Origin of the sequence: Methylobacterium mesophilicum (assembly GCF_036441335.1) — a bacterium.
Taxonomy (GTDB): domain Bacteria; phylum Pseudomonadota; class Alphaproteobacteria; order Rhizobiales; family Beijerinckiaceae; genus Methylobacterium; species Methylobacterium mesophilicum_B.
This window is the reverse complement of the sequence record NZ_MLBW01000023.1, coordinates 90,629-115,334: the sequence shown is the minus strand read 5'-3', so window position 1 is coordinate 115,334 and position 24,706 is coordinate 90,629. Positions and strand designations below refer to the sequence as shown.

The 24,706-nt window shown below is 71.9% G+C and carries 27 protein-coding genes and 1 pseudogene; 13 read left to right on the top strand and 15 right to left on the bottom strand.

What is annotated here, in order from left to right; translation table 11 throughout:
- Nucleotides 1–51: 51 nt before the first annotated feature.
- Both MMR14E_RS15335 and croR read right to left on the bottom strand, forming a co-directional pair.
- Complete coding sequence (locus MMR14E_RS15335) at nt 52–879, bottom strand: RNA methyltransferase (RefSeq protein WP_331315455.1); 828 nt, start codon at nt 877–879, stop codon at nt 52–54.
- Between the two features lies 1 nt (nt 880).
- The gene (gene croR / locus MMR14E_RS15330; RefSeq protein ID WP_020090850.1) at nt 881–1,354 is read right to left on the bottom strand and encodes a 3-hydroxybutyryl-CoA dehydratase; all 474 of its coding nucleotides are present in this window, start codon (nt 1,352–1,354) and stop codon (nt 881–883) included.
- Between the two features lie 189 nt (nt 1,355–1,543).
- Between croR and MMR14E_RS15325 the strand changes: the two genes are divergently transcribed.
- The 3 genes from MMR14E_RS15325 to MMR14E_RS15315 all read left to right on the top strand — a co-directional run bounded on the left by MMR14E_RS15325 (nt 1,544) and on the right by MMR14E_RS15315 (nt 4,069).
- Entirely contained in the window at nt 1,544–2,149 is a 606-nt protein-coding gene (locus MMR14E_RS15325; RefSeq protein ID WP_331315453.1) for a cation transporter, read from the top strand.
- Between the two features lie 33 nt (nt 2,150–2,182).
- Nucleotides 2,183–3,034 carry a metallophosphoesterase gene (locus tag MMR14E_RS15320; RefSeq protein WP_331315451.1) on the top strand — a complete coding sequence of 284 codons (852 nt, stop codon included), beginning with the start codon at nt 2,183–2,185 and terminating at the stop codon, nt 3,032–3,034.
- Between the two features lie 141 nt (nt 3,035–3,175).
- Nucleotides 3,176–4,069 carry a transporter gene (locus MMR14E_RS15315; RefSeq protein ID WP_331315449.1) on the top strand — a complete coding sequence of 298 codons (894 nt, stop codon included), beginning with the start codon at nt 3,176–3,178 and terminating at the stop codon, nt 4,067–4,069.
- Nucleotides 4,070–4,266: 197 nt separating this feature from the next.
- On the opposite strand, the gene MMR14E_RS15310 is transcribed toward MMR14E_RS15315, so the two are convergent.
- Nucleotides 4,267–5,712, bottom strand: coding sequence for a homospermidine synthase (locus MMR14E_RS15310; RefSeq protein WP_331315447.1), 1,446 nt, complete (start codon nt 5,710–5,712; stop codon nt 4,267–4,269).
- 377 nt (nt 5,713–6,089) lie between these two features.
- On the opposite strand from MMR14E_RS15310, the gene MMR14E_RS15305 reads away from it, so the two are divergent.
- The 5 genes from MMR14E_RS15305 to MMR14E_RS15285 all read left to right on the top strand — a co-directional run bounded on the left by MMR14E_RS15305 (nt 6,090) and on the right by MMR14E_RS15285 (nt 11,125).
- Complete coding sequence (locus MMR14E_RS15305) at nt 6,090–6,266, top strand: hypothetical protein (protein WP_331315446.1); 177 nt, start codon at nt 6,090–6,092, stop codon at nt 6,264–6,266.
- A gap of 112 nt (nt 6,267–6,378) precedes the next feature.
- Nucleotides 6,379–7,068: an invasion associated locus B family protein gene (locus MMR14E_RS15300; protein ID WP_331315445.1), complete on the top strand. Its 690-nt coding sequence runs from the start codon at nt 6,379–6,381 to the stop codon at nt 7,066–7,068.
- A 137-nt stretch (nt 7,069–7,205) separates the two neighbouring features.
- Nucleotides 7,206–8,090: a hypothetical protein gene (locus tag MMR14E_RS15295; protein ID WP_331315443.1), complete on the top strand. Its 885-nt coding sequence runs from the start codon at nt 7,206–7,208 to the stop codon at nt 8,088–8,090.
- A 156-nt stretch (nt 8,091–8,246) separates the two neighbouring features.
- On the top strand, nt 8,247–10,649 hold the full coding sequence (locus tag MMR14E_RS15290; protein ID WP_331315442.1) for a tetratricopeptide repeat protein: 2,403 nt from the start codon (nt 8,247–8,249) through the stop codon (nt 10,647–10,649).
- Nucleotides 10,646–11,125, top strand: a complete 480-nt coding sequence (locus MMR14E_RS15285; protein WP_331315440.1) for an AAA family ATPase — start codon at nt 10,646–10,648, stop codon at nt 11,123–11,125. The genes MMR14E_RS15290 and MMR14E_RS15285 overlap by 4 nt, the downstream gene beginning before the upstream one ends.
- A gap of 19 nt (nt 11,126–11,144) precedes the next feature.
- On the opposite strand, the gene fliP is transcribed toward MMR14E_RS15285, so the two are convergent.
- The 3 genes from fliP to MMR14E_RS15270 form a co-directional block, all read right to left on the bottom strand.
- The gene (gene fliP / locus MMR14E_RS15280) at nt 11,145–11,879 is read right to left on the bottom strand and encodes a flagellar type III secretion system pore protein FliP (protein WP_419539349.1); all 735 of its coding nucleotides are present in this window, start codon (nt 11,877–11,879) and stop codon (nt 11,145–11,147) included.
- A gap of 108 nt (nt 11,880–11,987) precedes the next feature.
- Nucleotides 11,988–13,055 (bottom strand): lysylphosphatidylglycerol synthase domain-containing protein, encoded by a 1,068-nt coding sequence (locus MMR14E_RS15275; protein WP_419539348.1) that lies wholly within the window; start codon nt 13,053–13,055, stop codon nt 11,988–11,990.
- A gap of 55 nt (nt 13,056–13,110) precedes the next feature.
- The gene (locus MMR14E_RS15270) at nt 13,111–13,542 is read right to left on the bottom strand and encodes a hypothetical protein (protein WP_331315437.1); all 432 of its coding nucleotides are present in this window, start codon (nt 13,540–13,542) and stop codon (nt 13,111–13,113) included.
- Between the two features lie 192 nt (nt 13,543–13,734).
- On the opposite strand from MMR14E_RS15270, the gene MMR14E_RS15265 reads away from it, so the two are divergent.
- A complete protein-coding gene (locus tag MMR14E_RS15265; RefSeq protein WP_331315436.1) occupies nt 13,735–15,045 on the top strand; it encodes a capsule biosynthesis protein in 1,311 nt (436 codons plus the stop codon).
- Between the two features lie 101 nt (nt 15,046–15,146).
- The gene (locus MMR14E_RS15260) at nt 15,147–15,431 is read left to right on the top strand and encodes a hypothetical protein (protein ID WP_273561427.1); all 285 of its coding nucleotides are present in this window, start codon (nt 15,147–15,149) and stop codon (nt 15,429–15,431) included.
- A gap of 115 nt (nt 15,432–15,546) precedes the next feature.
- Here the strand turns inward: MMR14E_RS15260 and MMR14E_RS15255 are convergent, their stop codons facing one another.
- From MMR14E_RS15255 to MMR14E_RS15220, 8 genes are all read right to left on the bottom strand, one after another.
- On the bottom strand, nt 15,547–16,908 hold the full coding sequence (locus MMR14E_RS15255) for a sigma-54 dependent transcriptional regulator (protein ID WP_331315434.1): 1,362 nt from the start codon (nt 16,906–16,908) through the stop codon (nt 15,547–15,549).
- A 57-nt stretch (nt 16,909–16,965) separates the two neighbouring features.
- A complete protein-coding gene (gene fliN, locus MMR14E_RS15250; RefSeq protein ID WP_012321962.1) occupies nt 16,966–17,298 on the bottom strand; it encodes a flagellar motor switch protein FliN in 333 nt (110 codons plus the stop codon).
- Between the two features lie 10 nt (nt 17,299–17,308).
- Nucleotides 17,309–17,920 (bottom strand): FliH/SctL family protein, encoded by a 612-nt coding sequence (locus MMR14E_RS15245; RefSeq protein ID WP_331315432.1) that lies wholly within the window; start codon nt 17,918–17,920, stop codon nt 17,309–17,311.
- Complete coding sequence (gene fliG, locus MMR14E_RS15240) at nt 17,917–18,975, bottom strand: flagellar motor switch protein FliG (RefSeq protein ID WP_331315430.1); 1,059 nt, start codon at nt 18,973–18,975, stop codon at nt 17,917–17,919. Before fliG ends, MMR14E_RS15245 begins: the two co-directional genes overlap by 4 nt.
- Nucleotides 18,976–19,000: 25 nt before the next feature.
- A complete protein-coding gene (fliF, locus tag MMR14E_RS15235; RefSeq protein WP_331315429.1) occupies nt 19,001–20,632 on the bottom strand; it encodes a flagellar basal-body MS-ring/collar protein FliF in 1,632 nt (543 codons plus the stop codon).
- A 367-nt stretch (nt 20,633–20,999) separates the two neighbouring features.
- A complete protein-coding gene (locus MMR14E_RS15230; RefSeq protein ID WP_007569077.1) occupies nt 21,000–21,275 on the bottom strand; it encodes a DUF1153 domain-containing protein in 276 nt (91 codons plus the stop codon).
- Nucleotides 21,276–21,366: 91 nt separating this feature from the next.
- Nucleotides 21,367–22,053, bottom strand: coding sequence for a flagellar hook assembly protein FlgD (locus tag MMR14E_RS15225; protein WP_331315427.1), 687 nt, complete (start codon nt 22,051–22,053; stop codon nt 21,367–21,369).
- Between the two features lie 90 nt (nt 22,054–22,143).
- Nucleotides 22,144–22,695 (bottom strand): flagellar hook-length control protein FliK, encoded by a 552-nt coding sequence (locus MMR14E_RS15220; protein WP_331315426.1) that lies wholly within the window; start codon nt 22,693–22,695, stop codon nt 22,144–22,146.
- Between the two features lie 59 nt (nt 22,696–22,754).
- Here MMR14E_RS15220 and MMR14E_RS15215 point away from each other — a divergent pair.
- A pseudogene (locus MMR14E_RS15215) lies at nt 22,755–23,564 on the top strand (ABC transporter permease); the annotation flags it as partial.
- 69 nt (nt 23,565–23,633) lie between these two features.
- Here the strand turns inward: MMR14E_RS15215 and MMR14E_RS15210 are convergent.
- On the bottom strand, nt 23,634–23,948 hold the full coding sequence (locus MMR14E_RS15210; protein ID WP_419539347.1) for a hypothetical protein: 315 nt from the start codon (nt 23,946–23,948) through the stop codon (nt 23,634–23,636).
- 61 nt (nt 23,949–24,009) lie between these two features.
- Between MMR14E_RS15210 and MMR14E_RS15205 the strand changes: the two genes are divergently transcribed.
- Together MMR14E_RS15205 and MMR14E_RS15200 are read left to right on the top strand one after the other, a co-directional pair.
- Entirely contained in the window at nt 24,010–24,309 is a 300-nt protein-coding gene (locus MMR14E_RS15205; RefSeq protein WP_331315422.1) for a hypothetical protein, read from the top strand.
- Between the two features lie 102 nt (nt 24,310–24,411).
- Nucleotides 24,412–24,684, top strand: coding sequence for an usg protein (locus MMR14E_RS15200; RefSeq protein WP_331315420.1), 273 nt, complete (start codon nt 24,412–24,414; stop codon nt 24,682–24,684).
- Nucleotides 24,685–24,706 lie beyond the last annotated feature (22 nt).

Genomic DNA, 24,706 nt, shown 5'->3' with positions numbered 1-24,706 from the left:
AGTTCGGAAACCGGCCGGCCGTGCGCCGAAGAGCTTGTCGCCGCGGCGTGTTCACGGCCCGCCGAGGCGCCCTTGGCCGCGGGCGATGGTGTAGAGGGCGATGCCCGCCGCGGTGGCGACATTGAGCGAGTCGAAGCCGGCGGCCATCGGGATCCGGATCGGCCGCGCCCGGGCCAGCGTCGCCGCATCGAGGCCGGGTCCCTCGGTGCCGAGGATCAGCAGTGCCCGCGCCGGGATGGGGAGCATGTCCAGCGTCCCGGTCGCCCCCGGGCTGAAGGCCAGCGGCTGCAGATCGAGGATTTCGGCGAGCCCGAGCCAGTCCTGACCCTCCGGGAGCCGCGCGAAGGGCTGGATCAGGGCGGCTCCCGCCGAGACGCGGATGCTCTTGCGGTAGAGCGGGTCGCAGCTCGCCCCGTCGAGGAGCACGGCGTCGGCCCCGAAAGCCGCCGCGTTGCGGAAGGCGGCGCCGACATTGTCGTGATTGGTCAGGCCGGCCAAGCCGACCACCAGGGCGGGCGCGGGCGGGGGCGGCACGAGGGCGGCCGCGTCGGGCTCCGGCCCGCGCAGGCCGACCGCGAGGACCCCGCGGTGGATCGGGAAGCCCGTCACGGCGCTCATCACCGCTTTCGCGGCGCTGAAGACCGGCGGCGGCTCCGGGGAAGCGGCGATATCGGCGGCCAGGCCCGGCCAGCGCTCGGGCGCGAGAAGGATCGATTCGGCGGGGAACCGGCTGCGGCGGCCGAGGAGCAGCCGCAGGGTCACCTCGCCCTCGACGATGAAGCGTCCGCCCCGGCCGACGAGGTCGCGCTCGCGCATCCGGGTGTAGGGCTCGAGGCGGGGGTCGTCCGGGTCGGTGACGGGCTCCGGGGCCGGGGTCACCTCAACCCTGGGAGCGATCGGAGCGGTTCGCCAGCGGGTCGGCCTCGGCCTTGGTCGGCACCTTCACCAGCGCCTCGCCGTCGAGGACCGTCTCACCGCCCACCGAGCACTTGCAGGCGAGGCGCGCGCGCCGCCGCTCGGGCATGAGTTCGGCCACCGTCACGGTGACGTCGACCACGTCGCCGATCCGCACCGGGGCGCGGAAATTCAGGGTCTGGGAGATGTAGACCGCGCCGGGCCCCGGCAGCCGCGTGCCGAGCACCGCCGAGATCAAACCGGCCGTGTAGAGGCCGTGGGCGATGCGGGTGCCGAACGGGGTGCGCGCGGCGAAGTGCTCGGACAGGTGGATCGGGTTGCGGTCGCCGGTGATCTCGGCGAAGCCCACCACGTCCGAGGAGGCGATGGTCTTCGACAGGGTCTCCGACAGGCCGACCTCGAGATCCTCGAAATAGAGCACGCGCAGTTCGGGCAGCATGACGCGGCAGACCTCCGGTTCCGGCCGGTCATTGGTCTCGTGCAGCCGGCTCCGGCAACGGCGTCGCACGATCCCGGCGGCGAATCCACCCGGACAAAGGCGTAACGGCCTCGAACTTTCTTGAGCCGCGGACAGGCTTTTCTCAACAGCCGCTCGACAGGGCCGCGCGCGTCGGCGAAGAGGCGTCCCGTGATCGCCGATGATGCACCCCGGCCCGCGCCGCCCGCCCTCCGCCCGGTCGTCGCCCGCGTGGCGGCGCTCAACCTCGGCTATTTCGGCATCGAGATCGCGGTGGCGCTCGCCATCGGCTCGGTGGCGCTGATCGCCGACAGCGTCGATTTTCTCGAGGACGCGGCGATCAACCTGCTGATCTTCGCGGGCCTCGGCTGGAGCGCGCGCAACCGCGCCCGCCTCGGCACCGCCATGGCGGGGATCCTGCTCCTGCCGGCCCTGGCGGGCGCCTGGGCGGCCTACGGCAAGATCGCCGACTTCACCGCTCCCGCGGCACTGCCCCTGACGCTGGCGGGGCTCGGGGCGCTCGCCGTGAACCTCACCTGCGCGCTCATGCTTGCCCGGCACCGCTCCGGCTCGGGCAGCCTGACCCGGGCGGCCTACCTCTCGGCGCGCAACGACGCCGTCGCCAACCTGGCGATCATCGCCGCCGGTCTGGTGACGGCCCTCTACCCGTCCCCCTGGCCCGACCTCGTCGTGGCGGCCGGGATCGCGATCCTCAACGCCGACTCGGCCGCCGACATTCTCAAGGCGGCCGCGGCCGAGCGCAGAGCCGCGCGGTAACGGTCCCCGAGCGGCGACACGGCAGCGACCATCATGCGCATCTTCCCCATCTCGGATCTGCACCTGGAGCGGCGCCGCCTCGACCTGATCGCGCCGCCCGCGGCGCCGTTCGACCTGCTCGCCTGCCCGGGCGACCTCCACGAGGGACATCCCGAGCGGGGGCTCGCGGCGCTGCTGCACCTCGCGCAGGGGCGGCCGATCGTGCTGGTGCCGGGCAATCACGAGCGCTACGCGCCGACCGGCGACCGGCGCACCGCGCCGGAGCTTCTCGCCGGTCTCGAGGCCGAGGTCGGCCGCCTCAACGGGCTCGGCGCGCGGATCCACCTGCTCCAGCACGCGCGGAGCTGCGTCATCGACGGCGTCCGCTTCGTCGGCACCACCCTGTGGAGCGACTGGACCCTCGCCGGGCGCTGGCTCGCACCGGACGCGGCGGACCGGCCCGACGATCCGGTGGCCTACGCGGCGGCCCGCATGACCGATCCCGTGACGGGCTCGCGGGAATATCTCGGCGCGATCCGCAAGATGGACGGCAGCCCCTGGCAGCCGGCGGACGCGATGGCGGAGCACCGGATCGAGCGGGCGGCCCTGCACGCGGCGCTTCGGACCCCGCATGACGGACCGACCGTGGTGGTGACTCACCATCCCGCGAGCCCGCTCGCGGCCGACCGGTACCGGGACGCGCCCGGCGTTCCCTGGTGGGTGCCGGCCTTCTACGCCAGCACGGCCCTCGACGACCTGCCGGAATCCCAGCGGCCGGCGCTGTGGATCTCCGGGCATTTCCACGCCGGCCACGACTTGCGTGTCGGCCGGTGCCGCTGGGTCTCGAACCCGGTCGAGGGCGCGACCTATCGTGGGGACTTCGTCGTCGAAGTCGAGGATCGGTGATTTAGTCCCGCCGCCAAGAGATCGGCCCGTCGACTCTGTGCGGTCGCGCACGGCTTGGCCGTAACGGCGGGATGCCGTCGGAGTGAACGCCCGTCAAACCCTGATCGGCCCCGAATGACGGGGCTCAGGTTCGGGGTTCCCATGGCCGGATTTAGCCTGACGTCACGTTGGGTCGCGGCGGCGGCTCTTGCCGTCTCGGCCCCGATCGCCGCCGCGTCCACGGCGACGACGGCGCGGGCGGCGTCCGCGGCGCAGCCGGGACAGACGGTTGGTCTGCCGGTGGGCGACCAGCTGCCGGTCGGCCTGTATTTCGTGAACCTGTCGAGCTTCGGCGTGCGCGGCACCCTCCCGCGCGACTCGTCGACCAACGTCAACCTGCCGACCTTCGCGTGGGCGACGCCCTGGGATGTCGCGGGGGCGCGCCTGCAGGTCTTCTTCACCCAGCCGATCGCGGCGGCGAGCAGCCAGGGGGCGCCCTATCAGAGCGGCGTCGGGCAGCAGCTGCTGGCGGCCCAGCTCGCCTGGGACCTCGGCGGCGATGTCGGCTTCAGCTACCTGTTCGGCGGCTACCTGCCGATCCAGACGCGGTTCCTGACGCAGTCGGCCTCGCTGACCCACCGCTTCGCGCTGAGCTACACCGGCCAGGGCTGGAACCTCACGGCGAACCTGCTCTACGGCGTCTTCCTCGACACGCGCTCGCCCAGCGGCACCCTCTACCCGGACTACATGAACCTCGACCTGACCATGACCAAGAAGTTCGGCTCCTGGCAGATCGGCGCGGTGGCCTTCGGATCGACGGACCTTCCCACCGGCGTGGCGAGCTATCGTCCGCAGGGCCAGATCGCGGTGGGCGGTCTCGTCGGCTACAATTTCGGGCCCGTGAACCTGCAGGCCTACCTCACGCACGACGTGGTCGAGCGCAATTACGGCGGCCGCGAGGTCCGCGGCTGGCTGCGCGCGATCGTGCCGCTGTACCAGGACAAGAACGAGGTCGAGCCGGGCCGCACCCTCGTGACCCGGCGGCAGGCCGAGTAGCCGAGCGGACTGAAACTGTCCGGGCCGGTGTCATCCCAGGCATAGGCCCAGGCATAGGCCGCGGGGCCGGACGGGGGCGTACGCACGAGCGGGGCCTCCGAGATCGTCGCATCTCGGCGGCCCCATCGCGTCCGCGGGACGGCACCGCCGATACGTCGGCGGATCCGCGCCCCGGCTCGCGGGGCGCGGCAGAGCCTTCAGGCGTGCACGAGCACGTTGCGGAACTGCCAGGGATCGCTGGTGTCGATGTCCTCCGGGAACAGGCCCGGACGGTCGGTGAGCGGCGTCCAGTCCGTGTAAACGCCCACGACCGGGCCGAGATACGGGGTCTGGACCTCCAGGCAGCGGCGGAAGTCCATCTCGTCGGCCTCGACGATGCCGGCCTCCGGGTTCTCCAGGGCCCAGACCATGCCGGCGAGCACCGCCGAGGTGACCTGGAGGCCGGTGGCGTTCTGGTAGGGGGCGACCCGGCGGGTCTCCTCGATGGAGAGCTGCGAGCCGTACCAGTAGGCGTTCTTTGCGTGGCCGTAGACGAGCACGCCGAGCTCGTCGATGCCGTCGACGATCTCGGTCTCGTCGAGGATGTGGTGCTGCTCCTGCACCTGAGCCGCCTTGCCGAACATCTCGTGGAGCGACAGCACGGCGTCGTCGGCCGGGTGGTAGGCGTAGTGGCAGGTCGGCCGGAAGACCGGCTTATCGCCCTCGCGCACCGTGTAGTAGTCGGAGATCGAGATCGCCTCGTTGTGCGTGACGAGGAAGCCGAACTGCGAGCCGGCGGTCGGCACCCAGGTGCGCACCCGCGTGTCGGCGCCCGGCTGCAGCAGGTAGATCGCGCAGCGCGAACCCTTCTCCTGCTCGCGGGCGTTGGCGGGCTTCCAAGTCTCGTGCGTGCCCCAGCCCAGCTCGGCCGGCTGGTTGCCCTCGGAGACGAAGCCCTCGACCGACCACGTGTTGACGAAGACGCCCCGCGGCTTCGGATTCTTGGCGCGCTGCGTGTCCCGCTCGGCGATGTGGACGCCCTTCACGCCCAGATCCTTCATCAGGGCGGCCCACTCGGCCTTGGTCTTCGGCTCGGGCCGCTGCAGGCCGGTGTCCTGGGCGATGTTCAGGAGCGCCTGCTTGACGAACCACGAGACCATGCCGGGATTGGCGCCGCAGCACGACACCGCCGTGGTGCCGCCGGGCTTCTGCGCGCGGGCGTCGAGGATGTTCTCGCGGAGCGCGTAGTTGGTGCGGTCGCCCTGGCTCTTGGTCTTGTCGAAGTAGAAGCCCGGCCAGGGCTCGGCCACGGTGTCGATGTAGAGGGCGCCGAGCTCGCGGCAGAGCTCCATGATGGCGCGTGAGGAGGTGTCGACCGACAGGTTCACGCAGAAGCCCTGGCCGCCGCCCTCGGTGAGGAGCGGGGTGAGCACGTCGCGGTAGTTCTCCGGCGTCAGGGCCACCTTCTCGAAGCGCAGGCCGTGCTTCTCGGCGAGGGGCCGATGGGTGTCGACCGGGTCGATCACCGTGAAGCGGGCGCGGTCGTACTCGAAGTGGCGCTCGATGAGCGGCAGGGTGCCCCGGCCGATCGAGCCGAAGCCGATCATCACGATGGGGCCGGTGATGCGGCCATGGATCGGGTGATGGGTCGGCTGGTCGGTCATGCGGGAGATCCTCGTCTGGCGGACGCCGGGCGCGTCCGCTCATCTGGCTCGCGGGCGGGTTATGGCGCGCGTGTGACAGTGCGGCGACAGACCCGCGCCGCCGGAGCGGTGCCGGTGCGGTCAAGAGCCCGTGTCGCCGGAAACGCGCTCAATGGCGGCTTGCCCGTCGCCGGTCAACCGCGCCCGCGCAACCCTTCGTGAACGGATCCTTACCCGCGCGCGCGTCGAATCATGATTTCAATGCATGTGACCCCCGACAGCTGCTCAGTGGCAGGCTCGGAGCGCAGGGCTCATATTGCGGTGCAGCAAGGTCGCTCAGAGGACCGCAGGCATTGGGGAGCGTGGAAACGCCCGGGACCTCGCATTTGGAGTCCGTCATGCTCGCGCTCATCACATCCCGGATCCCCGGCCCGGCCGTCGAGACCGCCGATCGCGATCCCGGCTTCCTGACCCTCGTCTTCGCGGTCGCCCGCACGCTGCGCAGCGGTGCGGAGAGCGCCTTCGCGCGCCGCTGCGCGCTCGCCCGCTCCATCGGCGGCCCGAACCCGCTCTGAGACGCGCGTGACCTGGAGGCGCCGCCTCCGATGGCCTCTGGCGATTGCGTCGCACCGGCTTGAGCATTAGGCGGCACTGCCGCCCAATGGCTCTCCGGGGGATCGTGATTCCATGCCGACACTTCGTGCGCTTCTGCGTCTCAGCCTGATCGCGACGTCGCTCACGGCGGTCCCGACGCTGGCGGCGCGCGCGCAGGATGCCGAGCCCGAGGCCGCGCCGGCGTCCGAAGCGCCCGCCAAGCCCAAGCCCAAGCCACGGCCGAAGCCGGCTCCCCACAAGGCGACCAAGCCCGCCGAACCTGCGAAGACCGAGGAGGCCGCCGCGCCTGCATCCGCTGCGGCGCACGCCGCGTGGCCCACCGGCGCCAGCACCGTCAGCGAGAGCTACGGCGACTGGACGATGACCTGCACGCGCCCGAGCGACAAGGTCACCTGTATCGTGGCCCAGGCGCAGGGCGATTCGCGGACCGGCCGGCGCAAGTTCGGCTTCGAACTGCAGACGCCCGCGAACGGCCGCGCCGAGGGGATCGTGCTGATGCCCTTCGGCCTCGCCATCGAGCCCGGCGTGACCTTCAAGCTCGACGAGCAGACCCTCGGCAAGGGCGCCCCCTACACGACCTGCAGCGCCGAGGGCTGCATTGTGGCGATCAGCTTCCCGACGCTCGCCCTCGACGGCATGCGCACCGCCAAGGCGCTCACGGTGACCGGCGAGAAGACGGGCGGCACCGAACCGGCGACCATCACGGTGCCGCTGACGGGCTTCTCGCAGGCCTTTGACCGGGCCGTCGCGCTCAGCGGCTGAGCCGCACGGCGACCCGCGGCCTTTTCCGGTTACGGTTAAGCCAGCGTTAGCCGCGGTCGCTCAGGATCCCGCCGAGATGTGGCGCCGCGCGCCGCGGCCCCTCCGGAGCCGCGCGCCGGGTTCGGATCGGCGAGGCGATGAGATCGGTGGGCGGGCGACCCCGGGACGGTCGAGGGCGCGGCGCGCGGCTGCTGACCGCGGCGCTGGCGCTGCTCGCCCTTCTGGCGGGAATCGCGCCCGCGCTGGCCGCGCGGCTCGTCAGCATGAAGGGCAGCGAGGTCGGCACCGGGGCCGGCGGCTACGGCCGGATCGTGCTGACCTTCGACAAGCCGGTCACGGTCAGGACGAAGCTCGCCGGCGGCGTGCTGCTCGTCAGCTACGGCGAGCGGGTCTCGCCCGGGCCCGAGCATCTCGCGGACGAGATGCCGGCCTTCATCGCCAGCGTCCGCCGCGACCCCGACGGCACGGGCCTCCGCCTCGCCCTGCAGCGACCCTACCGGGCCAGCGTGCAGTCGGCCGGCGAGCGCGTGTTCGTCGACCTGCTCCCGGAAGGGTGGTCCGGCCTCGTGCCGCCGCTTCCGCCCGAAGTGGTGGCCGAACTCGCCCGGCGGGCCCGGGTTGCCGAGGAGGCGCTCAAGGCGCGCACACCGGAACCGGTGCGCCGGGCCCTGTCGCTCGAGCTGGCGCTGCTCCCGACCCTGACGCGGCTGTCGCTGCGCCTCCCCGCGGAGGCCGTCTCGATGGTGACCGCGGAGGGTCCCGTGACGCGCGTGCGGGTGATCGGCGCCTGGACCATCGATCCGAGCGGCACCCGCGGCCGTCAGCGACCTGGGATCGCCAAGCTGGCGACGGAGACCGACGCGAACTCGGCGAGCCTCCTGATCACGCCCGAGGACGGGTTCACGATCGGGACCGAGCGCGAGGACGGCGCCATGTACGTGGACGTGGTCCGCCGCAAGCCGCTCGAGCCCGTCGCGGCTACGGTCGACGTGCCCGGTCCCGCCGCGAAGCCGGCAGCCTGAAATCGAAACTCAAGTTCTTTGTCCTGAAATATTATGTCCTTCCACGAATCGCCTCCGTTTTCGGGACTTCACCGCGGCAGCTCAGAGGCAGCCCCGGCCCCGGCGATTGCGCCGCGCCCGCCCGAGTCGCCGCCGACGCGCCGGGCCGGCGGCGGCATGCTCTTCCCGTTCCAGACCCTCCCGCCGGCGGTTCTGTTCGAGCGCGGCGGCATCGCGACGCTCGCCTTCGAGACCGCCGAGCCGGTCGTCGTCCCGCCGTCGAGCGAGGGCCTCGCGCCGACCGGCGCGCCCACTCGGACGGGTCCGCTCACGGTCGTGCGGTTCCCGGTGCCGCCCGGCCGGCTCGTCGACCTCAATGCCGTCACGACCGGGTCCGGCGTGGCCTGGGAACTCTCGGCGGGCGATACGTTGAGCCCGAGCGACACGATCGATCCCGTCCGCAAGCCCGACCCGTCCGGCCGCATCGCCGTCACCCTGTCGCTGCCCCATCCCGGATCGACGACGTGGCTTTCCCTCGACGACGAGCGGATCGCGGTGGTCCCCTCGGCCGCGCAGCGCCCCGTCGGCAATCCGAAGAACCGTCGCTTCGTCGATTTCGAGATCCTGCCGAGCCGGCACGGCCTCGCTGTGCTCGCCGGCGCCGACGATCTGGCGGTGCGGCCCGAACTCGACGGCGTCTCGATCGGCCGAGAGGGCGGTCTCGCGGCGTCGATGGCGGCGCGCAAGCCGGACGTCGTGCTGACCGACGCGGGGGCCCTCGCGATCGAGAGGGAGTCCTGGGAGCGCGCCAGGATGGGGAATGTCCGCACGGCCCTCCGAGGCCTCTTCGACGCCGCCGTCGCGGCACCGCCGTCGGAGCGCGGGCCGGCCCGTCTGGCGCTGGCGCGCGCGGATCTGGCCAACGGCCTCGATTACGAGGCCCTCACCGCGCTCGAGATCGCGGCCGCCGACGATCCGCTCCTGGCCACCCAGCGCGAGACCGCGCTCCTGCGGGGCATCGCCCTGGTGCGGATCGGCCGAAACGCCGAGGCGCTGAAGGCGCTCAGCGTCCCGCTCCTGGTCGACGACCGCGAGGCCGCTCTGTGGCGCGCGATGGCCTCGGCCGGGGCCGGCGACTGGAAGAGCGCGGAGTCCGGCTTCCTCAAGGTGCTGCCGCTGGCCAACGGCTATCCCGCGGACGTCGCGCAGCTGATCCGGGCCCGGGCCGCCGAATCGGCGATCGAGAACGGCGATGCCGAGACCGCCGCCGCGCGCGCCGAGGCGGAGCGCGATGTGCCACCCTGGATCCGCGACCGGCTGGCCATGGTCCGCGCCCGCGTGGCGGAGGCGACCGGCCAGACCGAGGCGGCCCTAGACGCCTATGCCCGCCTCGACAATTCGGCCGTGCGCCCGGTCTCGGTCGAGGCCGCCCTGAGAGGGGCGCTGCTGGCGCAGGCCTCGGGCAAGCTCGCTCCCGACGCCGCCATCGAGCGGCTGGAACGGCTCGCCCTGACTTGGCACGGCGGTCCGACCGAGGATGGCATCACCGCCGGTCTCGCCCGCCTCTATCTCGCCGCCGGCCGGTGGCGCGACGCCTTCACGGTGGTGCGCCGGGCCAACGTCTTCGCGCCCAACGCCCCCGCTACGGTGGCCCTGTCGCGGGACGCGCAGACGGCCTTCGAGAACCTCTACCTCACCGACAAGGGCAACAAGCTCTCCGGGGTCGAGGCCGTGGCGCTCTTCTTCGATTTCCGCGAGCTGAGCCCGATCGGGCGGCGCGGCGACGAGGTGGTGCGCCGCCTGGCCGACCGCCTCGTGACCCTCGACCTCCTCGATTCGGCCGCCGACCTGCTGCAGTACCAGATCGAGAATCGCCTCACCGGCCCGGCGCGATCCGCGGTGGCGGCGCGGCTCGCGACGGTCCGGCTGATGGACGACAAGCCGATGGAGGCCCTGAAGGTCCTCGACGCCACCGAGCTGCCCGAGCTTCCCGGCGAGCTCAAGCGCGCCCGTGGGCTGATCCGCGCCAGGGCCCTGTCCGACCTGACCCGCACCGACCTCGCGCTGGAGACGATCGAGGACGAGAGCGGGCCGGATATCGAGCGTCTGCGCGCCGACATCTACTGGGGGGCGCGCCGCTGGCGCGAGGCCGGGGAGGCCCACGAGGGGCTGCTCGGCGCGACGTGGCAGTCCGGTCAGCCCCTCGACGATCAGGCGCGCGCCGACGTCGTGCGCGCCGCGATCGCCTACGATCTCGCGCACGAGGCCATCGGCCTGGAGCGGCTGAAGGCGAAATTCTCGGAGGGGATGGCGGCGAGCCCGGATGCCCGCACCTTCGCGCTCCTGACCGGCACCGACCCGACCCGGGCACCGGGCTTCCGGGACATCGCGGCGCGCGCCACGAAGGTCCAGACGCTGTCGGCCTTCCTCGCCGAGTATCGCAAGCGGTACCCGGATGCCGCTGCGCCCGCGCGCGGCCGACCCGAGGCACCGGGTGCGGGCGGCGAGGCGCCCGCACCCGGTGCCCAGGGCGGACAGCAGCAGAGCAGCGCCGAGACACCCGGCGCGCCGCCCGGGTGAGCGCGGTGGTCGTCATCGACCCGGACGCCCTCCTCGAGACCGAGCGCGGCCGCGTCTGGACGCCCGAACGGAACGCCGAGGCGTGGCGGCTGGCCCTCGCGGCGCTGCGCGCGGCGCTCGCCGCGGGCTCGGTCGAGCGGCTCGTGGTTGTGTGCGGGCTGCAGGGGGCCGGCAAGTCCACCTGGATAGCGCGGCAGCGGCCCCGGCTCGGCCGCGTCTACTTCGATGCCGCCTTGCCCGGCCAGCGGCACCGTGCGCCGATCCTCGCCATCGCGCGAGCCTGCGGCGTCGCCGCGGAAGCGGTCTGGATTCGCGCGCCGCTCGCGGTCGCCCTGGAGCGAAACCGGCGGCGCGCTGCCGACCGACAAGTTCCCGAAGAGAGCATCCGCTCCGTCGACCGCCTGTTCGAGCCGCCGTCGCGCGCGGAGGGCTTCGCGGCGGTCCGGACCGTCGACGCGACGTCCCGCGCCGGCTGACGGCCCGGCACGGCTGCCGTCAGCCGCCGTAGCTCTGGACCAGGGAGCCGGCGACCAGGGTCCAGCCGTCGACCAGCACGAAGAAGATCAGCTTGAACGGCAGCGCGACCGTGGCCGGCGGGACCATCATCATGCCGACGGCCATCAGCACCGACGCGACCACGAGGTCGATGATCAGGAACGGGATGAACAGCAGGAAGCCGATCTCGAAGGCGCGGCGCAGCTCCGAGATCATGAAGGCGGGTGTCACGATCTCCAGGCCGACATCCTCGGGCCCTTTCGGCGTCGGCACCTTGGCGAGGTCGAGGAACAGTTTCAGGTCCTTCTCGCGCACGTTGCGCAGCATGAAGGTCTTGAACGGCGCCGAGGCACGCTCGAACGCCTGCGCCTGCGTGATCCGGCCGGCGATCAGCGGCTCGATGCCGGCGCTGTAGGCGGCGCGGCCGGTCGGGGCCATCACGAAGGCGGTCAGGAACAGCGCGAGGCTGACCAGCACCGCTGTCGGCGGCGCGGTCTGGGTGCCCAGCGCCGACCGCAGGATCGACAGCACCACGACGATGCGGGTGAAGGCCGTGGCCATCACCAGCACCGAGGGGGCCACCGCCAGGACGGTGATCAGCGCCACGAGCTGGAGGGCGCGCTCGGTGGTGCCGCCGGCACCGAGATCGAGGGTGACGCTCTGCGCGAGGGCCGGACCGGCGGCGAGCACTCCGCCGGCCAGCGCGCCCAGGGCGGCGAGCGCGACGAGCGCCACCGGCCGCAGGCNGGGCGGCGAGCGCGACGAGCGCCACCGGCCGCAGGCGCGGCGTCGGGACCTTGCGCGTCCGGCGCATCGGGCGTGTCGGCACGGGGAGGTCTCGGGTCACGGACGGTCGCAGCTGGGTGTGGCCGGGCGGACGCCGGCGCGGCGGGCCTCGAGGTTCTGCCAGACGAGCAGGGCCGGCAGGCCGAGCACCACGTCGGGCACGCGGCGCGCCAGCGACAGGGCGAGGGCGGTCCCCGCGTCGATGCCGAACAGGCCGCAGACCAGCACGAGCCCGCCCTCCTGGACGCCGAGTCCGCTCGGAACGAGGAACGCGGCGGCCTTGATCGCCTGGCTCAGCGCCTCGATCACCAGGATGTCGGCCAGGCCGACATGGTCCACGCCGATGCACGCCAGGACGACAGCGACCTCGGCCGTGCCGAGCAGCCAGGCCAGGGCGTGGAGGGCGAAGGACTGGGCGAGATGGCCCCGGCGGTCCGGCGCCCACACCGTGTCCAGGGCCCCCTGGATCCGGCGGTTCGGCTCGGGGCGCGCCTCGGCCTCGCGCACGAACCGCCGGCCGAGGGCGGCGAGGCGGTCCTCGAGCACCCGCACGACGCCGGTCCGCTGCAGGGCGAAGAACGCCGCCACCGCCAGCCCGGCCACGACGAGGGTCCGCAGCGTCCAGCTGGCGAGCGCGGCCGCCTCGGCGCCGTCGACCCGGCTCAGGAGGCCCGCGCCGAGCCCGGCGAACAGGGCGAGCGTTCCGACCTGAAACAGCATGTCGGCCAGCACGGACGCGGCCGCGAGGGAGCCGGCGACACCCCAGAAGGTCAGGAGGCGGGCCCCCAGGACGTCGCCACCCACCGAGGCCACGGGCAGCAGCACGTTGATGCCTTCGCGGACGAAGCGCAGGATCAGGCAGGCCGAAGCCGTCCCGGGCGCCAGCCCGTCGAGGATGCGCGCCCAGGCGAGGCCGCAGAGCAGGATCACCGCGACCCGCACCAGCGTGACGCCGGCAAAGCCCGCGACGCCGATCCGCCCGAAGGCCGCGGCCACCGCCGCCAGATCGTTGGTGGCCACGAGCCACACGGCGAGGCCGAGGCCGATCAGGGTGCCGAACAGCGGCAGGCGACGCAGCACGGCGTGGGCCGCCCGCCGCTTCCGGGAAACAGGCTCTCCGGTCACGGTGTGCGGGCCTCGCGTCGAGAGGCGGGCAAGAGCGCGCTCCAGGTTGTGCCGGTCAGCGAACCGGCGGCGATTCGTCGGGTGGTATCGCCGCTAGAGAGGTATTGGGGCCGAATTCGGGGATTGCCCGACGCGGGAGGACGGGATTGAGCACCGCAGCGAGCGCCTCGGCGGGCTCGGCGGCGGGATCGAGCAGGACGACCCGGCCCTCGGCCAGGCTCGTGCCGGTGGCGACCGCCACGGCGCGCTTCGGGCAGGGACCGAGGCAGCCCGATTCCACCACGAGGAGCTTCCGCCTGCGCCCGGCTCCCTCGTCGCCGTCCGCCCGCTTCCCGGCCTTCTTCAGCAGCGCGCGGAGATCCCGCCCGCGCAGGCCCTGCCGCTTGGCGCATTTGGAGCAGACGACGACGATCTCGGAGAGCTTGGTCTTGGCCGTGCGGCCGGCCGGACGGCCATCCGGGGCCGTGACACGCGGTTCTGTCATCATCCAGAGACTGTAGGACGCGATACCGGTCCCGGGCTACGGCGCCCGTCGCCGCGGTGCAGCAGCCGCGGGATGACCCGGACCGGGCGCCATAAAAAGGGCCTAAAAGAACGGGATTCCGGTAGCCGCGCACGGGCCGCCCCTCGGCCGGCGCCGCGGCAGCGGAACCGGCGCAGACCCAGGAACAATGAGCGGATGAGCTTCGACGACGTCAAGGACGACACGCGCGAAGGCGAGATCGTGACGTTCGCCGCCCCGACCATGACGGAGCTGCGGCGGGGCGCGGAGACGATCCGGCCTGTGCCGGAGAAGCGGACCGCGCGGGCCCTCGTGGCCACGGCGCGGCAGCGCCTGGACTGGACCCGTCTGCCGGGCCTGCGCCCCCGCGAGGAGGACACCTCCACCTACGGCGCGCGGATCATCCGCCGCGTCAGCCTCTTCGTGCTCCTGCCCACCCTCGTGGTCGGGCTCTATCTGTTCGCGTTCGCGTCCAACCAGTACGTCGCGGAAGCCCAGTTCGCGGTCCGCGGCAACGTCGAGCCGATGGAGAACATCTCGCTCGGCCAGTACACGAACCTGATTCAGAAGCACAACAGCCAGGACAGCTTCATCGTCCGCGACTACATCAACAGCCAGACGCTGGTCGAGGCACTCGAGAAGAGTATCGGCATCTCCAAGATGTTCTCCCGGTCCGAGGCGGATTTCTGGACGCGCTTCGATCCCAGTGATCCGATCGAGGACCTTACCAAGTACTGGCGCAAGCACGTCGAGGCACATATCGACTCGATCTCGGGCGTGATCCGCCTGTCCGTGCGCGCCTTCACGCCCGAGGACGCCCTGACCATCGCGCAGGCGGTGGTGTCGCGCTCCGAGGCGCTGATCAACGACATCTCGAAGCGCGCGCAGGCCGACATGGTCGCCCAGGCCGAGGCCGACGCGAAGGTCGCCCAGGACCGGTTGCGCAAGGCGCACGTGGCGCTGCAGGCGTTCCGCAATCAGTGGGGCGTGATCGATCCGATCAAGACCGCCGAGGGGACGCTGACCACGCTGACCCTCCTGCGCAAGGACAAGCTGAAGGCCGAGAACGACCTGCAGGTCCTGCGCGGCTCCAGTCTCGACGAGCGCTCGCGCTCGATCCAGACGCTGGTGGCCAACATCGCGGCGATCGACCAGCAGATGAAGTCGCTCCAGGACGAGCTGACGAGCGCCAACGCCGCCGCCGGCGGCCAGAACATGACCGAGGCGCTGCTCCAGTACGAGGGTCTGCTGGTCGAGCGGACGATCGCCGAGAAGCTCGAGGAATCGGCCCACTCTCTGCTCGACCGCGCGCGCATATCGGCCAGCAAGCAGCACATCTTCCTCGCCACCTTCGTGCCGCCTGTCCTGCCGACCGACAGCCTCTATCCGGAGCGGGGCCACTCGCTCTTGGTCTCCTTCTTCTGCTTCCTGGTGATCTGGAGCTCGTCGTCGCTGCTGATCGCCGGCATCCGCGACCAGAGGATGTAGCGGCGACCGCAGCCCGGGATCTGGATCCCGGGCTGCGCGGTCTGTAGAGGGAGGCGGCCCGGAGAGCCGGGCGCCCCTGGATGAGCGAAGTCTAACGGTCCATGTCGGATTTCTCCGATCTCGTCGCGAAGGCGATCCAGCCGACGATGACCCGTGAGGAGCGCGAGGCGGTCTACACGGTCGTGCGGCAGGCCGTGCTCCGGCTGCAGGAGCGGGAGGCGTTCCCGCCGGACGATCCGCGGGTCGCCCTCCAGCGCCACCTCGTCGAGGAGACGATCCGCGACGTCGAGGGCGACGTCGCGCGCTACGAGTCCCTGCGCAAGCTCGACGCGGCCTTCGCGGCCCAGGCCGAAGCCCACAAGGCGGCTCAGAGCGGGCGGCGGTAGGCCGACGCGCCCGCGCTCCCCCTCACGGCACGGGTGCGCCCGATCCTCCCGACCCGTGACGTTGGACATCGGCGCCCGACACGGAGGCACCGAGGCCGCTGCGCGGATGCGCGCGTCAGCCGCAGGCGACGCTCGCCCGGACGCTGCCCGGCTCGGCCACGTCGAGGCCCGCAGAGACATACTCGTTGAGCTTGTTGCGCAGGGTCCGGATCGAGATGCCGAGGATCTTGGCCGCGTGCGTCCGGTTCCCGAGGCAATGGTCCAGCGTGTCGAGGATCAGGTCGCACTCGACCTGCGCCACGGTCCGGCCCACCAGCCCGCGGGTTGCGGCCTCGGCGACCTGCGCGGCGCGCGCGGCCGGTCCCTCGGCCGCGAAGGTCTCGCCCTCGGGTGAGAGGATCGCCTCCGGGCCGATCGCGTCGCCGGAGGCGAGCAGCACCGCCCGGTGCAGCGTGTTCTCCAACTCGCGCACGTTGCCGCGCCACGGATTCCGCAGCACGAGCGCCCGGGCCTCCGCGGAGAGCGGGCGGACAGGCATGCCGTTCACCGCGGCGTATTTCCGGCCGAAGTGGGTGGCGAGTTCGAGGATGTCGGCCGGGCGCTCGCGCAGCGGCGGCAGCCGCAGGCCGACGACGTTGAGCCGGTAGAGCAGGTCCTCGCGGAACGTCCCCTTGCGGACCTCCTCGGCGAGGTTGCGGTTCGAAGTGGCGAGCACGCGGATGTCGACCCGCACCGGGGCGGTCCCGCCGACCCGGTCGATCACCCGCTCCTGCAGGGCCCGCAGCAGCTTGGCCTGCAGGCGCACGTCCATCTCGGAGATCTCGTCGAGGAGCAGCGTGCCGCCGTTGGCCTCCTCGAACCGGCCGATGCGCCGGGCGACCGCGCCGGTGAACGCGCCCTTCTCGTGGCCGAACAGCTCGGATTCGAGCAGGGCTTCGGGGATCGCCGCGCAGTTCACCGAAACGAACGGCTTGCCCGCCCGGTTGGACTTCTGATGGACGTGCCGGGCCAGCACCTCCTTGCCGGTCCCGCTCTCGCCGGTGATCAGCACCGAGGCCTCGGAGCGGGCGACCTGCTCGGCGAGCTTGACCACCCGCTCCATCGACGGGTCGCGCCAGACGAAGGCGGCACGGTCGGTGGCGACCGCTTCCAGCACGGCCGCGATCATCTCGGGATCGGGCGGGAGCGGGATGTACTCCTTGGCGCCGGCCCGGATCGCCGCCACGGCGGCCGAGGCGTCCGCCGAGACGCCGCAGGCGACCACCGGCGTGCGGATCCGCTCCTCCTCCAGAGCGGTGACGAGGTCGCGGATCGGCAGACCCACGTCGATCATGATGAGATCGGCGCCCCGCGCGCGCAGGACGGTGAGGCCCTGCGGCACGGCGTCGGCCTGCGTGACGGCGGCGCCGCGCTGCATGGCGATCTTCGAGGCGGTGATCAGCTCGCCGTTGAGCCGCCCGATCATCAGGAGCCGCATGGTTCGTCCCTCTCAAAACCCGGGCGCGGACAGCCCCCCGGCGTCCGCGCCGAACAATCACTCACCCTTGACGATCTCGGTCATCGTCACGCCGAGCCGGTCCTCGACGAGCACGACCTCGCCGCGGGCGACCAGCCGGTTGTTGACGAACACGTCGATCGCCTCACCGACCTTCCGGTCGAGCTCGAGCACCGCGCCCGGCGCGAGCCGGAGAAGGTCGCCGATCGGCATCCGGGCGGAGCCGAGCACCGCCGAGACCATCACGGGCACGTCGAAGAGCTGCTCGAGGTCGGCCGCCGTCTTCGGGGTAGTGGGCGCGTCGCGGATCGAGCCCGCCGCGTAGTCGGTGTCGTGCTCGCCGAGCTGGGGCAGGCTGAAATCGTCGGACATCAGGATCTCCTCACGGGTCCGTCGGCAGGCCGAGGGCGTCGAGAACCGCGGCCTCGATGCGGGCGCGTTCCCGCACGATGCCGCCGTCCGCCCACTCGATGCGGGCGTCGCCCGCCGCCATGTCGGGGTCGCCCAGCACCACGAGCCGGCCCTCGTAGCCGCGCTCGCGCGCGAGGCGCTTCACCAGGGTCTCGGCGTCCTCGACGAGGCTGTCATGCACCCGCACCACCAAGTGCGGCACGCCGCGCAGGTGCTGGAGCGCCGTCCGGGCCGCCTCGCCGATACCGGCGAGCGGGGCGGCGTCGAGGGCGTCGCCCGCGACCTTGCGGGCGATCAGCATCGCCACCTCGACGGCCTGCGCCTCGCGCTCGGCGTCGCGCGCGTCGGCCTGGGCGATCAGGCCCGCGGCGGCCAGCGCCAGTCGGGTCATGGCATCGGCGAGCCGGCCCTGAACCTGCGCCTCGGCCTGGACGCGGCCCTCCTGCACGCCGCGGGCATGGGCCTCGGCCTCGGCGCGGGCCGCGGTCTCGGCGGCGCGCACAGCCTCGGCGCTGGGGCGGGCGCTGCGGAAGTCGGTCTCGAACAGGAACGGCTTCGCGCTCCGGGCGGATTGGGCGCTCAATAGACCAGCTCCTCCTCGGCGCTATTCTTGGCGATCATGATCTCGCCCTTCTCGGCGAGGTCCTTGGCGATCTCGGTCATCTTGGCCTGCGCCTCGTCCACCTCCTTGAGGCGGACCGGCCCGAGCGAGGACATCTCGTCCGTGAGGTTCTTGGCCGCGCGGGTCGACATCTGCCTCAGGAAGAAGCCGCGGGTCGGCTCGTTGGCGCCCTTGAGCGCGCGGCACAGGGTCTCGTTGTCGATGCTGCGCAGAAGGGTCTGGACGCTGCCCGGATCGAGCTTCAGCAGATCCTCGAAGGTGAACATCAGCTCCCGGATCCGCTTGGCCGAGCCGCGGTTCGCCTGGTCGAGGGCGGCGAGGAAGCGGCCCTCCGTCTGCCGGTCGAACGCGTTGAACACGTCGGCCATCATCTCGTGCGCGTCGCGGCGCTGGGTCTGGGCGATGGTCGACACGAACTCGACCCGCAGCGTCTCCTCGATGTGGCGCAGCGCCTCCTTCTGCACCGTCTCCATGCGCAGCATGCGGTTGAGGCAGTCGATGGCGAAATCCTCCGGGAGGATGGTCAGCACCTTGGCGGCGTAGTCGGCCCGCACCCGCGACAGCACCACCGCCACGGTCTGCGGGTACTCGTTGCGCAGGAACGACGCGAGGATCTCCGGGTCGACCTGGGCGATCGAGGCCCAGACGCGCTTGCCCGACGCGCCCTTGATCTCCGCCATGATCAGGGAGACCTGGTCGCTCGGGAAGATCTTGAGGAGCAGCGCCTCGGTCCGCTCGAAGTTCGACGAGATGCCGCCGCTGTTGCCGAGCTTCGTCACGAACTCGATGATCAGCTTCTCGACGGTCTGCGCCTCCAGCGTGCCGAGCTGGACCATCGCGGCGCTGACCTTCTTGATCTCCTCCTCTTCGAGCGCCTGCCAGATCGGCGCGCCTTCCTCCTCACCGAGCATCAGCAGGAGCGCGGCGGCGCGCTGCGGGCCGGGCATCGTCGCGAACGAGTCGCCGCCCGCCGTCGCCAGCGTGTTCGCCAGAGCCTGTCCCGCACCTGCCGCCATCGTGTTGCCCTCGACGCCCTACGCTTCACTCTTCCTGGATCCAGGTGCGCAGCACCTCGACGGTCTCGGACGGGCTCGCCCGGACCATGTCGACCACGCGCTGGACCGTCTCGGCCTGGACCTGGCCGTTGATCTTGGCGAACTCCATCAACCGCGCGGTCGGGCTGTCGCGGTCGATGACCGTCACGGTCCCGCCCGGACCCGCGACGACGGAGGCGTCGCCGGGGATCGCCATCCCCGACGCGGTCAGGGCCGGGGCATCCGGCACCGGCGCGAGCACCTGGCGCACCAGGGGACGGACCACCGTGAGCAGGACGATGAGGGTCAGCAGCGCCAGGACGGCGAGCTCGGCCATGCGCAGCACGTCCTCCTTGGTGGGGGCGAGCAGCGACTCGATCAGCGTCGGCTCGTTGAACTGCGGCACGCTCGGCGCTTCCGCGAAGCGCAGGTTCACCACCTCGATCTGGTCGCCGCGGGCCTTGTCGAAGCCGACCGCGCCGCGCACCAGGGCGGTGATCCGCTCGATCTCGGCGGGCGTGCGCGGGCTGTAGGTCTGCTTGCCGTCGGGCGCCGCGGCGTAGACGCCGTCGAGCACCACGGCGACCGACAGGCGCTTGATCCGGCCGCCCTCCGCGATCTCGGTCTTGGTGACCCGGGAGATCTCGTAGTTCGTGGTCTCCTCGTTCTTGTTGGTCGCGTCCTTGGGCGTCGGCGCCTTGTCGCCGCCATTGGCGCCCGGCAGCTCGTTGCCGACGCTGACCTGCCCCTCGGCATTGCCGGTGACCGCCGATTCGGTGCGGGTCTGGGCGGAGCGCACGACGCGGCTCTCGGGATCGAACGTCTCGGAGCGGCTCTCGACCCGGTTCAGGTCGAGTTCCGCGTTGACCTGGACGCGGGCCCGGCCCGGGCCGACGATGCCGGCGACGACGTCCTCGATCTGGCCGCGCAGGCGCCGCTCGAGGGCGACCTGCCGGTCCTCGAAGCCGCTGGCGACGTCGGTCGCGGCGTCCCGGGCGCCGTCCGCCAGCAGCCGGCCGCGCTCGTCGACGATCGAGACCCGCTCGGGCTTGAGACCCTCCACCGCGGAGGCCACGAGATGGCGGATCGCCCGGACCTGCCCGGCGTCGAGATCGCCCATCAGCTTCAGCACGATCGCCGCGCTCGGGTTCTCCCGGTCCCGCTCGAAAAGGCGGCGCTCCGGCAGGACGAGGTGGACACGGGCCGCCTGCACCCGGCCGATCGCCCGGATGGAGCGCGCCAGCTCGCCCTCCAGGGCGCGCAGGTGGTTCACGTTCTGAACGAAGTTGGTGGACGAGAACGCGTCGCCCTTGTCGAAGATCTCGTAGCCGACGCCGCCCTGGGTCGGCAGCCCCTTGCCGGCGAGGTCCATGCGCAGCTTGGCGAGGTCCGGGCGCGGGGCCAGGATCGTCTGCCCGGCATCGCCCCGCGTCTCGTAGCGGATGCCGCGGCTGTCCAGCTCCCGGACCACGGAGGCCGAGTCCTGCATCGACAGGTCGGAGAACAGCACGCCCATATCGGGGCGCGAGACCCGCAGGATGATGAAGGCGAAGAAGCCGATGAGCGTCAGCGTCACCGCCGCCATGGCGGCGATCCGGGCCGGTCCGAACTTCGTGACGAGATCGAGAACCGGCTTCACGGGAGGATTCGCTGCACTCTAACGCTGGCGGGCCCCGGCGGCCCGCTCGGCAGAAATTGCCCAGGTCGTGGTTAGCGGGTCGTTAATGCGGGTCTCCGGCGGGCTCGAATGCGTCCCCGGAACGGCACGAAGCCGCGCCCGGGCTGCGGACGCGGCTTCGTGGATCCTCGGATTCGACCGGGCCAGCCCCTCGGCGCCGTCTCAGGTCGTCGCGGCGGGCGTGAGGCCTTCGCGTCGGTCCGGGTCCGCGGAGCGGCGCCCTCGACCAGAGCCGCCGGCGCGCCGGGTCCCGGCACCCGCGGTCTCGACATGTCCCGGGATCGCCCGCGGCACCCCGGGACCCTGGCGCCCGGCGGGGCGCCGAGGTTCAGTGACGGTAATGCTGGATCCGGGTCGTCCGCAGGCCGGCGAGGCCGTGCTGGTCGATGGAGAACTGCCAGCTCAGGAATTCCTCGGTGGTCAGCGTGTAGCGCTTGCACGCCTCCTCCAGGCTGAGGAGGCCGCCGCGCACCGCGGCCACGACCTCGGCCTTGCGCCGGATCACCCAGCGACGGGTGCTCGGGGGCGGAAGATCCGCGATCGTCAGGGGGCTGCCGTCGGGCCCGATCACGTACTTCACTCTCGGGCGGCTCGGTTCGGTCATGATACGCTCTACACTCGACTGACCTGTCGAGCATTGAAGGTACTTGTGCCCGCTTAAGAGATGTTGAAGCGAGTCACTCGGATGTGATTCGTTAAGTGCCACTTGTGGACAACCCGATGGTCTGCACGCTGGACAGCGGCACCCGCTGCGAACCGATCACAAGCACCGGCGACGTTCCGCTGAGATCGACCTCGTCGACGGTGCCCGTGAGGCTCGTGTCGACCGAAACGCTCGAGCCGGTTGCATCGGTGGCCGCCACCTTGATCGAGTAGTTCCCGTCGGGCGCGGTCAGGCCGGCCGAGGTCTTCCCGTTCCACGTGTAGGTCTGGCTGCCGGCACTGAGCGCGGTGGTCTGCGTCGCCACGACGTTGCTCTTCGAATCCAGGACCGTGATCACCGCCTTCGTAGCGGCCCGGGCCGGGTTCAGCGTCCAGGAGGCGGAGCCGCCGGACAGCTGCGACGCGCTGCCGTCCGCCGACACGGTTTTCCCGATGTAGCTCGTGGCCGAGGCCGAGCTCGCCGATTGCGAGGCGCTCAGGATGCTGTCGAGGCGGTCGTTGGTCTTGAGCTGCTGCTCGACGCCGGCGAACTGGACCAGCTGCTGCGTGAACTGGTTGGTATCCATCGGGTCGAGGGGGTTCTGGTTCTTGAGCTGCGTGGTCAGCAGCGTCAGGAACTGCGTGAAGTTGCTGGCGATCTCGGTGGCGTTGCCGCTGCTGCTCGTCGACGTGCCCGTCGTGTTCGTGGTGCTGGTCAGGCTGGATATGCCGCTCGTCATACTGATCTCTCCCGTGTCGCGTCCTGGCGCGGGGGCCGGATGCGCGCTGTGTCGGTGTCCGTGTCGGTCCGCGATGCCGGCGCCGCCCGCCTAGATTCTCATGTCCACACCGCCGTAGCCGCGCAGGTAGCGGATCGGGGCGACCTCCTGCGGGACTTCCGCCTGCTCGCGGGACCAGCCCGCGCCGCCCCCGCGCGGGGAATCGCCCGGTTGACCACCGTTGCCGCCGCTCTGGGCGCTGCCGTCGCCCCGCAGCGACAGGTTGATGCCGCCGGCCGACGGATCGAAACCGGCCTGGGACAGCGCCTGCTGCAGCTGTCCGGAATCGCGCTGCAGCAGCGCGAGCGTCTCGGGCCGGTCGACCACGAGGTGGGTCATGACGCGGCCGTGCGCCTTGTCGATCTCCAGCTTGACGTCGATGCGCCCGAGTTCGGCCGGATCGAGCCGGATCTGGAACTCGTTGGATCCGCGCAGGGACCGCAGGCCGATGGTCATCGGCACTTGGCCGATCGGGATGGGCGGATCGGTCTGGACCGGCGCGGTGGCCTGGGTCGGCGCGGCGGTTTCCTGGGTGGCACCGGTCGTACCCGCGGCCTGGCCGGGCGGTACGGGCGGCGTCGCGGCCCCCTGCGTCGCCGGCATCGCCTGGAGCTGGCCCGCGCTTTGGCCCGCATCGGTGAGGGCGGTGAGGAAGTCCTNGGCGGGCCGGGGCCGCCCCGGCCCTGGGCACCGTCCCCGTCGCGATCGGGTTCCTGCTGCCGGCGGGCTATCTCGGCGTCGAGGCGTGGCGGCGGATCGGCGCGAGCGGGGTGCCCGACGCGCTCGCGGCCCAGGCCCTCAACACGATCTGCTACGCGGGCCTCGCCACGGGGGTGACGGTGGTGGCCGGCCTGATGGTCGCGGCCGTCCCCTTCCTGCTGAGCGCCAAGGCCGGACGCCTGCTCATCGGCGCGGCCGGGATCGGCTACGCCATGCCCGGGACCGTGCTGGCGGTCGGGCTCCTGGGTCCTCTGGCGCTGATCGAGGCCGGGTTGTTCGAGGCCGGCCTCACGACCGCGCGGGTCGGCCTCGGCACGGGCGCCGCCCTCGTCATCGCCTACGCCCTGCGCTTCCTGACCGTCACGGTGGGCGCCAGCGAGGCCGGCTTCGCGCGGATCCCGCGCACCATCCCCGACGCCGCGCGGGTGCTCGGACGGGGCCGGCTCGCCACGCTGGCCACCGTGCAGCTCCCGCTGGCTTGGCCCGCGGTGCTGAGCGGCGGCCTCCTCGCCTTCGTCGACATCGCCAAGGAGCTGCCGGTGACGCTGCTGCTGCGTCCCCTCAACGTCGAGACGTTGAGCACGCATCTCTACGGCGAGGCGGCGCGCGGCACCTACGAGGACGGCGCCATCGCCGCCGTGCTCATCGTGATGATCGGGCTCGTCCCGGTCACGCTCCTGCTGAAGCTCGACCGGGGCGCGATGAGGCCGGGGCGATCGGCCGGCGACGGGTCGCGGATCGGCCGCGGATAGCGCGCCCGCGCCCCGCGCCGGTATCCGTCCCCTGCCGCGCGCCCGTCTCCGCGTCGCGGGCCTCGGCGCTCAGGCGATGGTCGGCACGATCCCGCCCTCGACCCGGAGCGCGGCGCCGTTGGTCGCGGCGGCGCGGGGACTGGCCAGGTCGGCGACCATCGCGGCGACCATCGCGGCGACCTCGTCCGGCTCGATCATGCGCTGGATCAGCGAGTGCGGCCGGTGCAGCCGGAAGAACTCCGCCTCCATCGCCTCGGGCGGCAGGTCGGGATCGGAGGCGACACTCTTCAGGAAATCGCCGATCCCGTCGGAGCGCGTGGGCCCGGGCAGCACCGTGTTGACGGTGACGCCGCTGCCCTCGGTGAGCTGGGCCGATTTGGTCACGGCGTCGTGGTGCGGCTGATGGCGCTCGGCGGCGCCGGGATCGCGCGTCGCCCGGTTCCATGTGGCGGTCGATCTCGCGGCCGGGCGGCTCGTGCCGGTGCCGGAGACCTTCAACCCCGGCGATGCCGAGGACGTCCACGCCCTCTATGTCGGCCACGCGCGCTTGGCACTGCGCATCCGCAGCTTCGCCGATTTCCTCACCGCCCACGCGACGGTGGAGGAAGGACCGCGTCGCGACCGGGGACGCACGATCGGCGCTTCGCGCGGTACCGTGCGGCAGGGCGTTGTTCGGGGCCGTGCGCGACGGGAGGGCGCGCGACCCGGCGCGGCTCTGGCAGCCGTCGCCCCCTATGAGTGCTAACCGACTGACAACGCTGGAGATTCGGTGATTGTTAACAGCTGAGCCGGCAACTTTCTTGCTTCGTCGTGACTCACTCTCACGATGCGTGCAGGAGGTGCCGCCATGAGCGTTTCGACCGCCTTCCGTCGTCAGCTGGAAGGTTACAGCCTGACGACAGCCGAGATCCTGTATCACCTGCCCGATCACCCCCATCTGCTGCAGACCTTCATCTGGCAGCAGCACGATCTCTTTCCCGTCTTCCCGGAGCTGAGGCGCTTCCTGGCCTTCTGGCAGGGCGCCCTCGACGGGCCGCTGCACTCGGTGAAGGTGGCGCACAGCCGCCTGATCAAGCCCGCGGAATTGCGGGCCGTCGGCAGCGAGTTCCACCTCCACTGACACCCGACCGTGGGCGCACGGC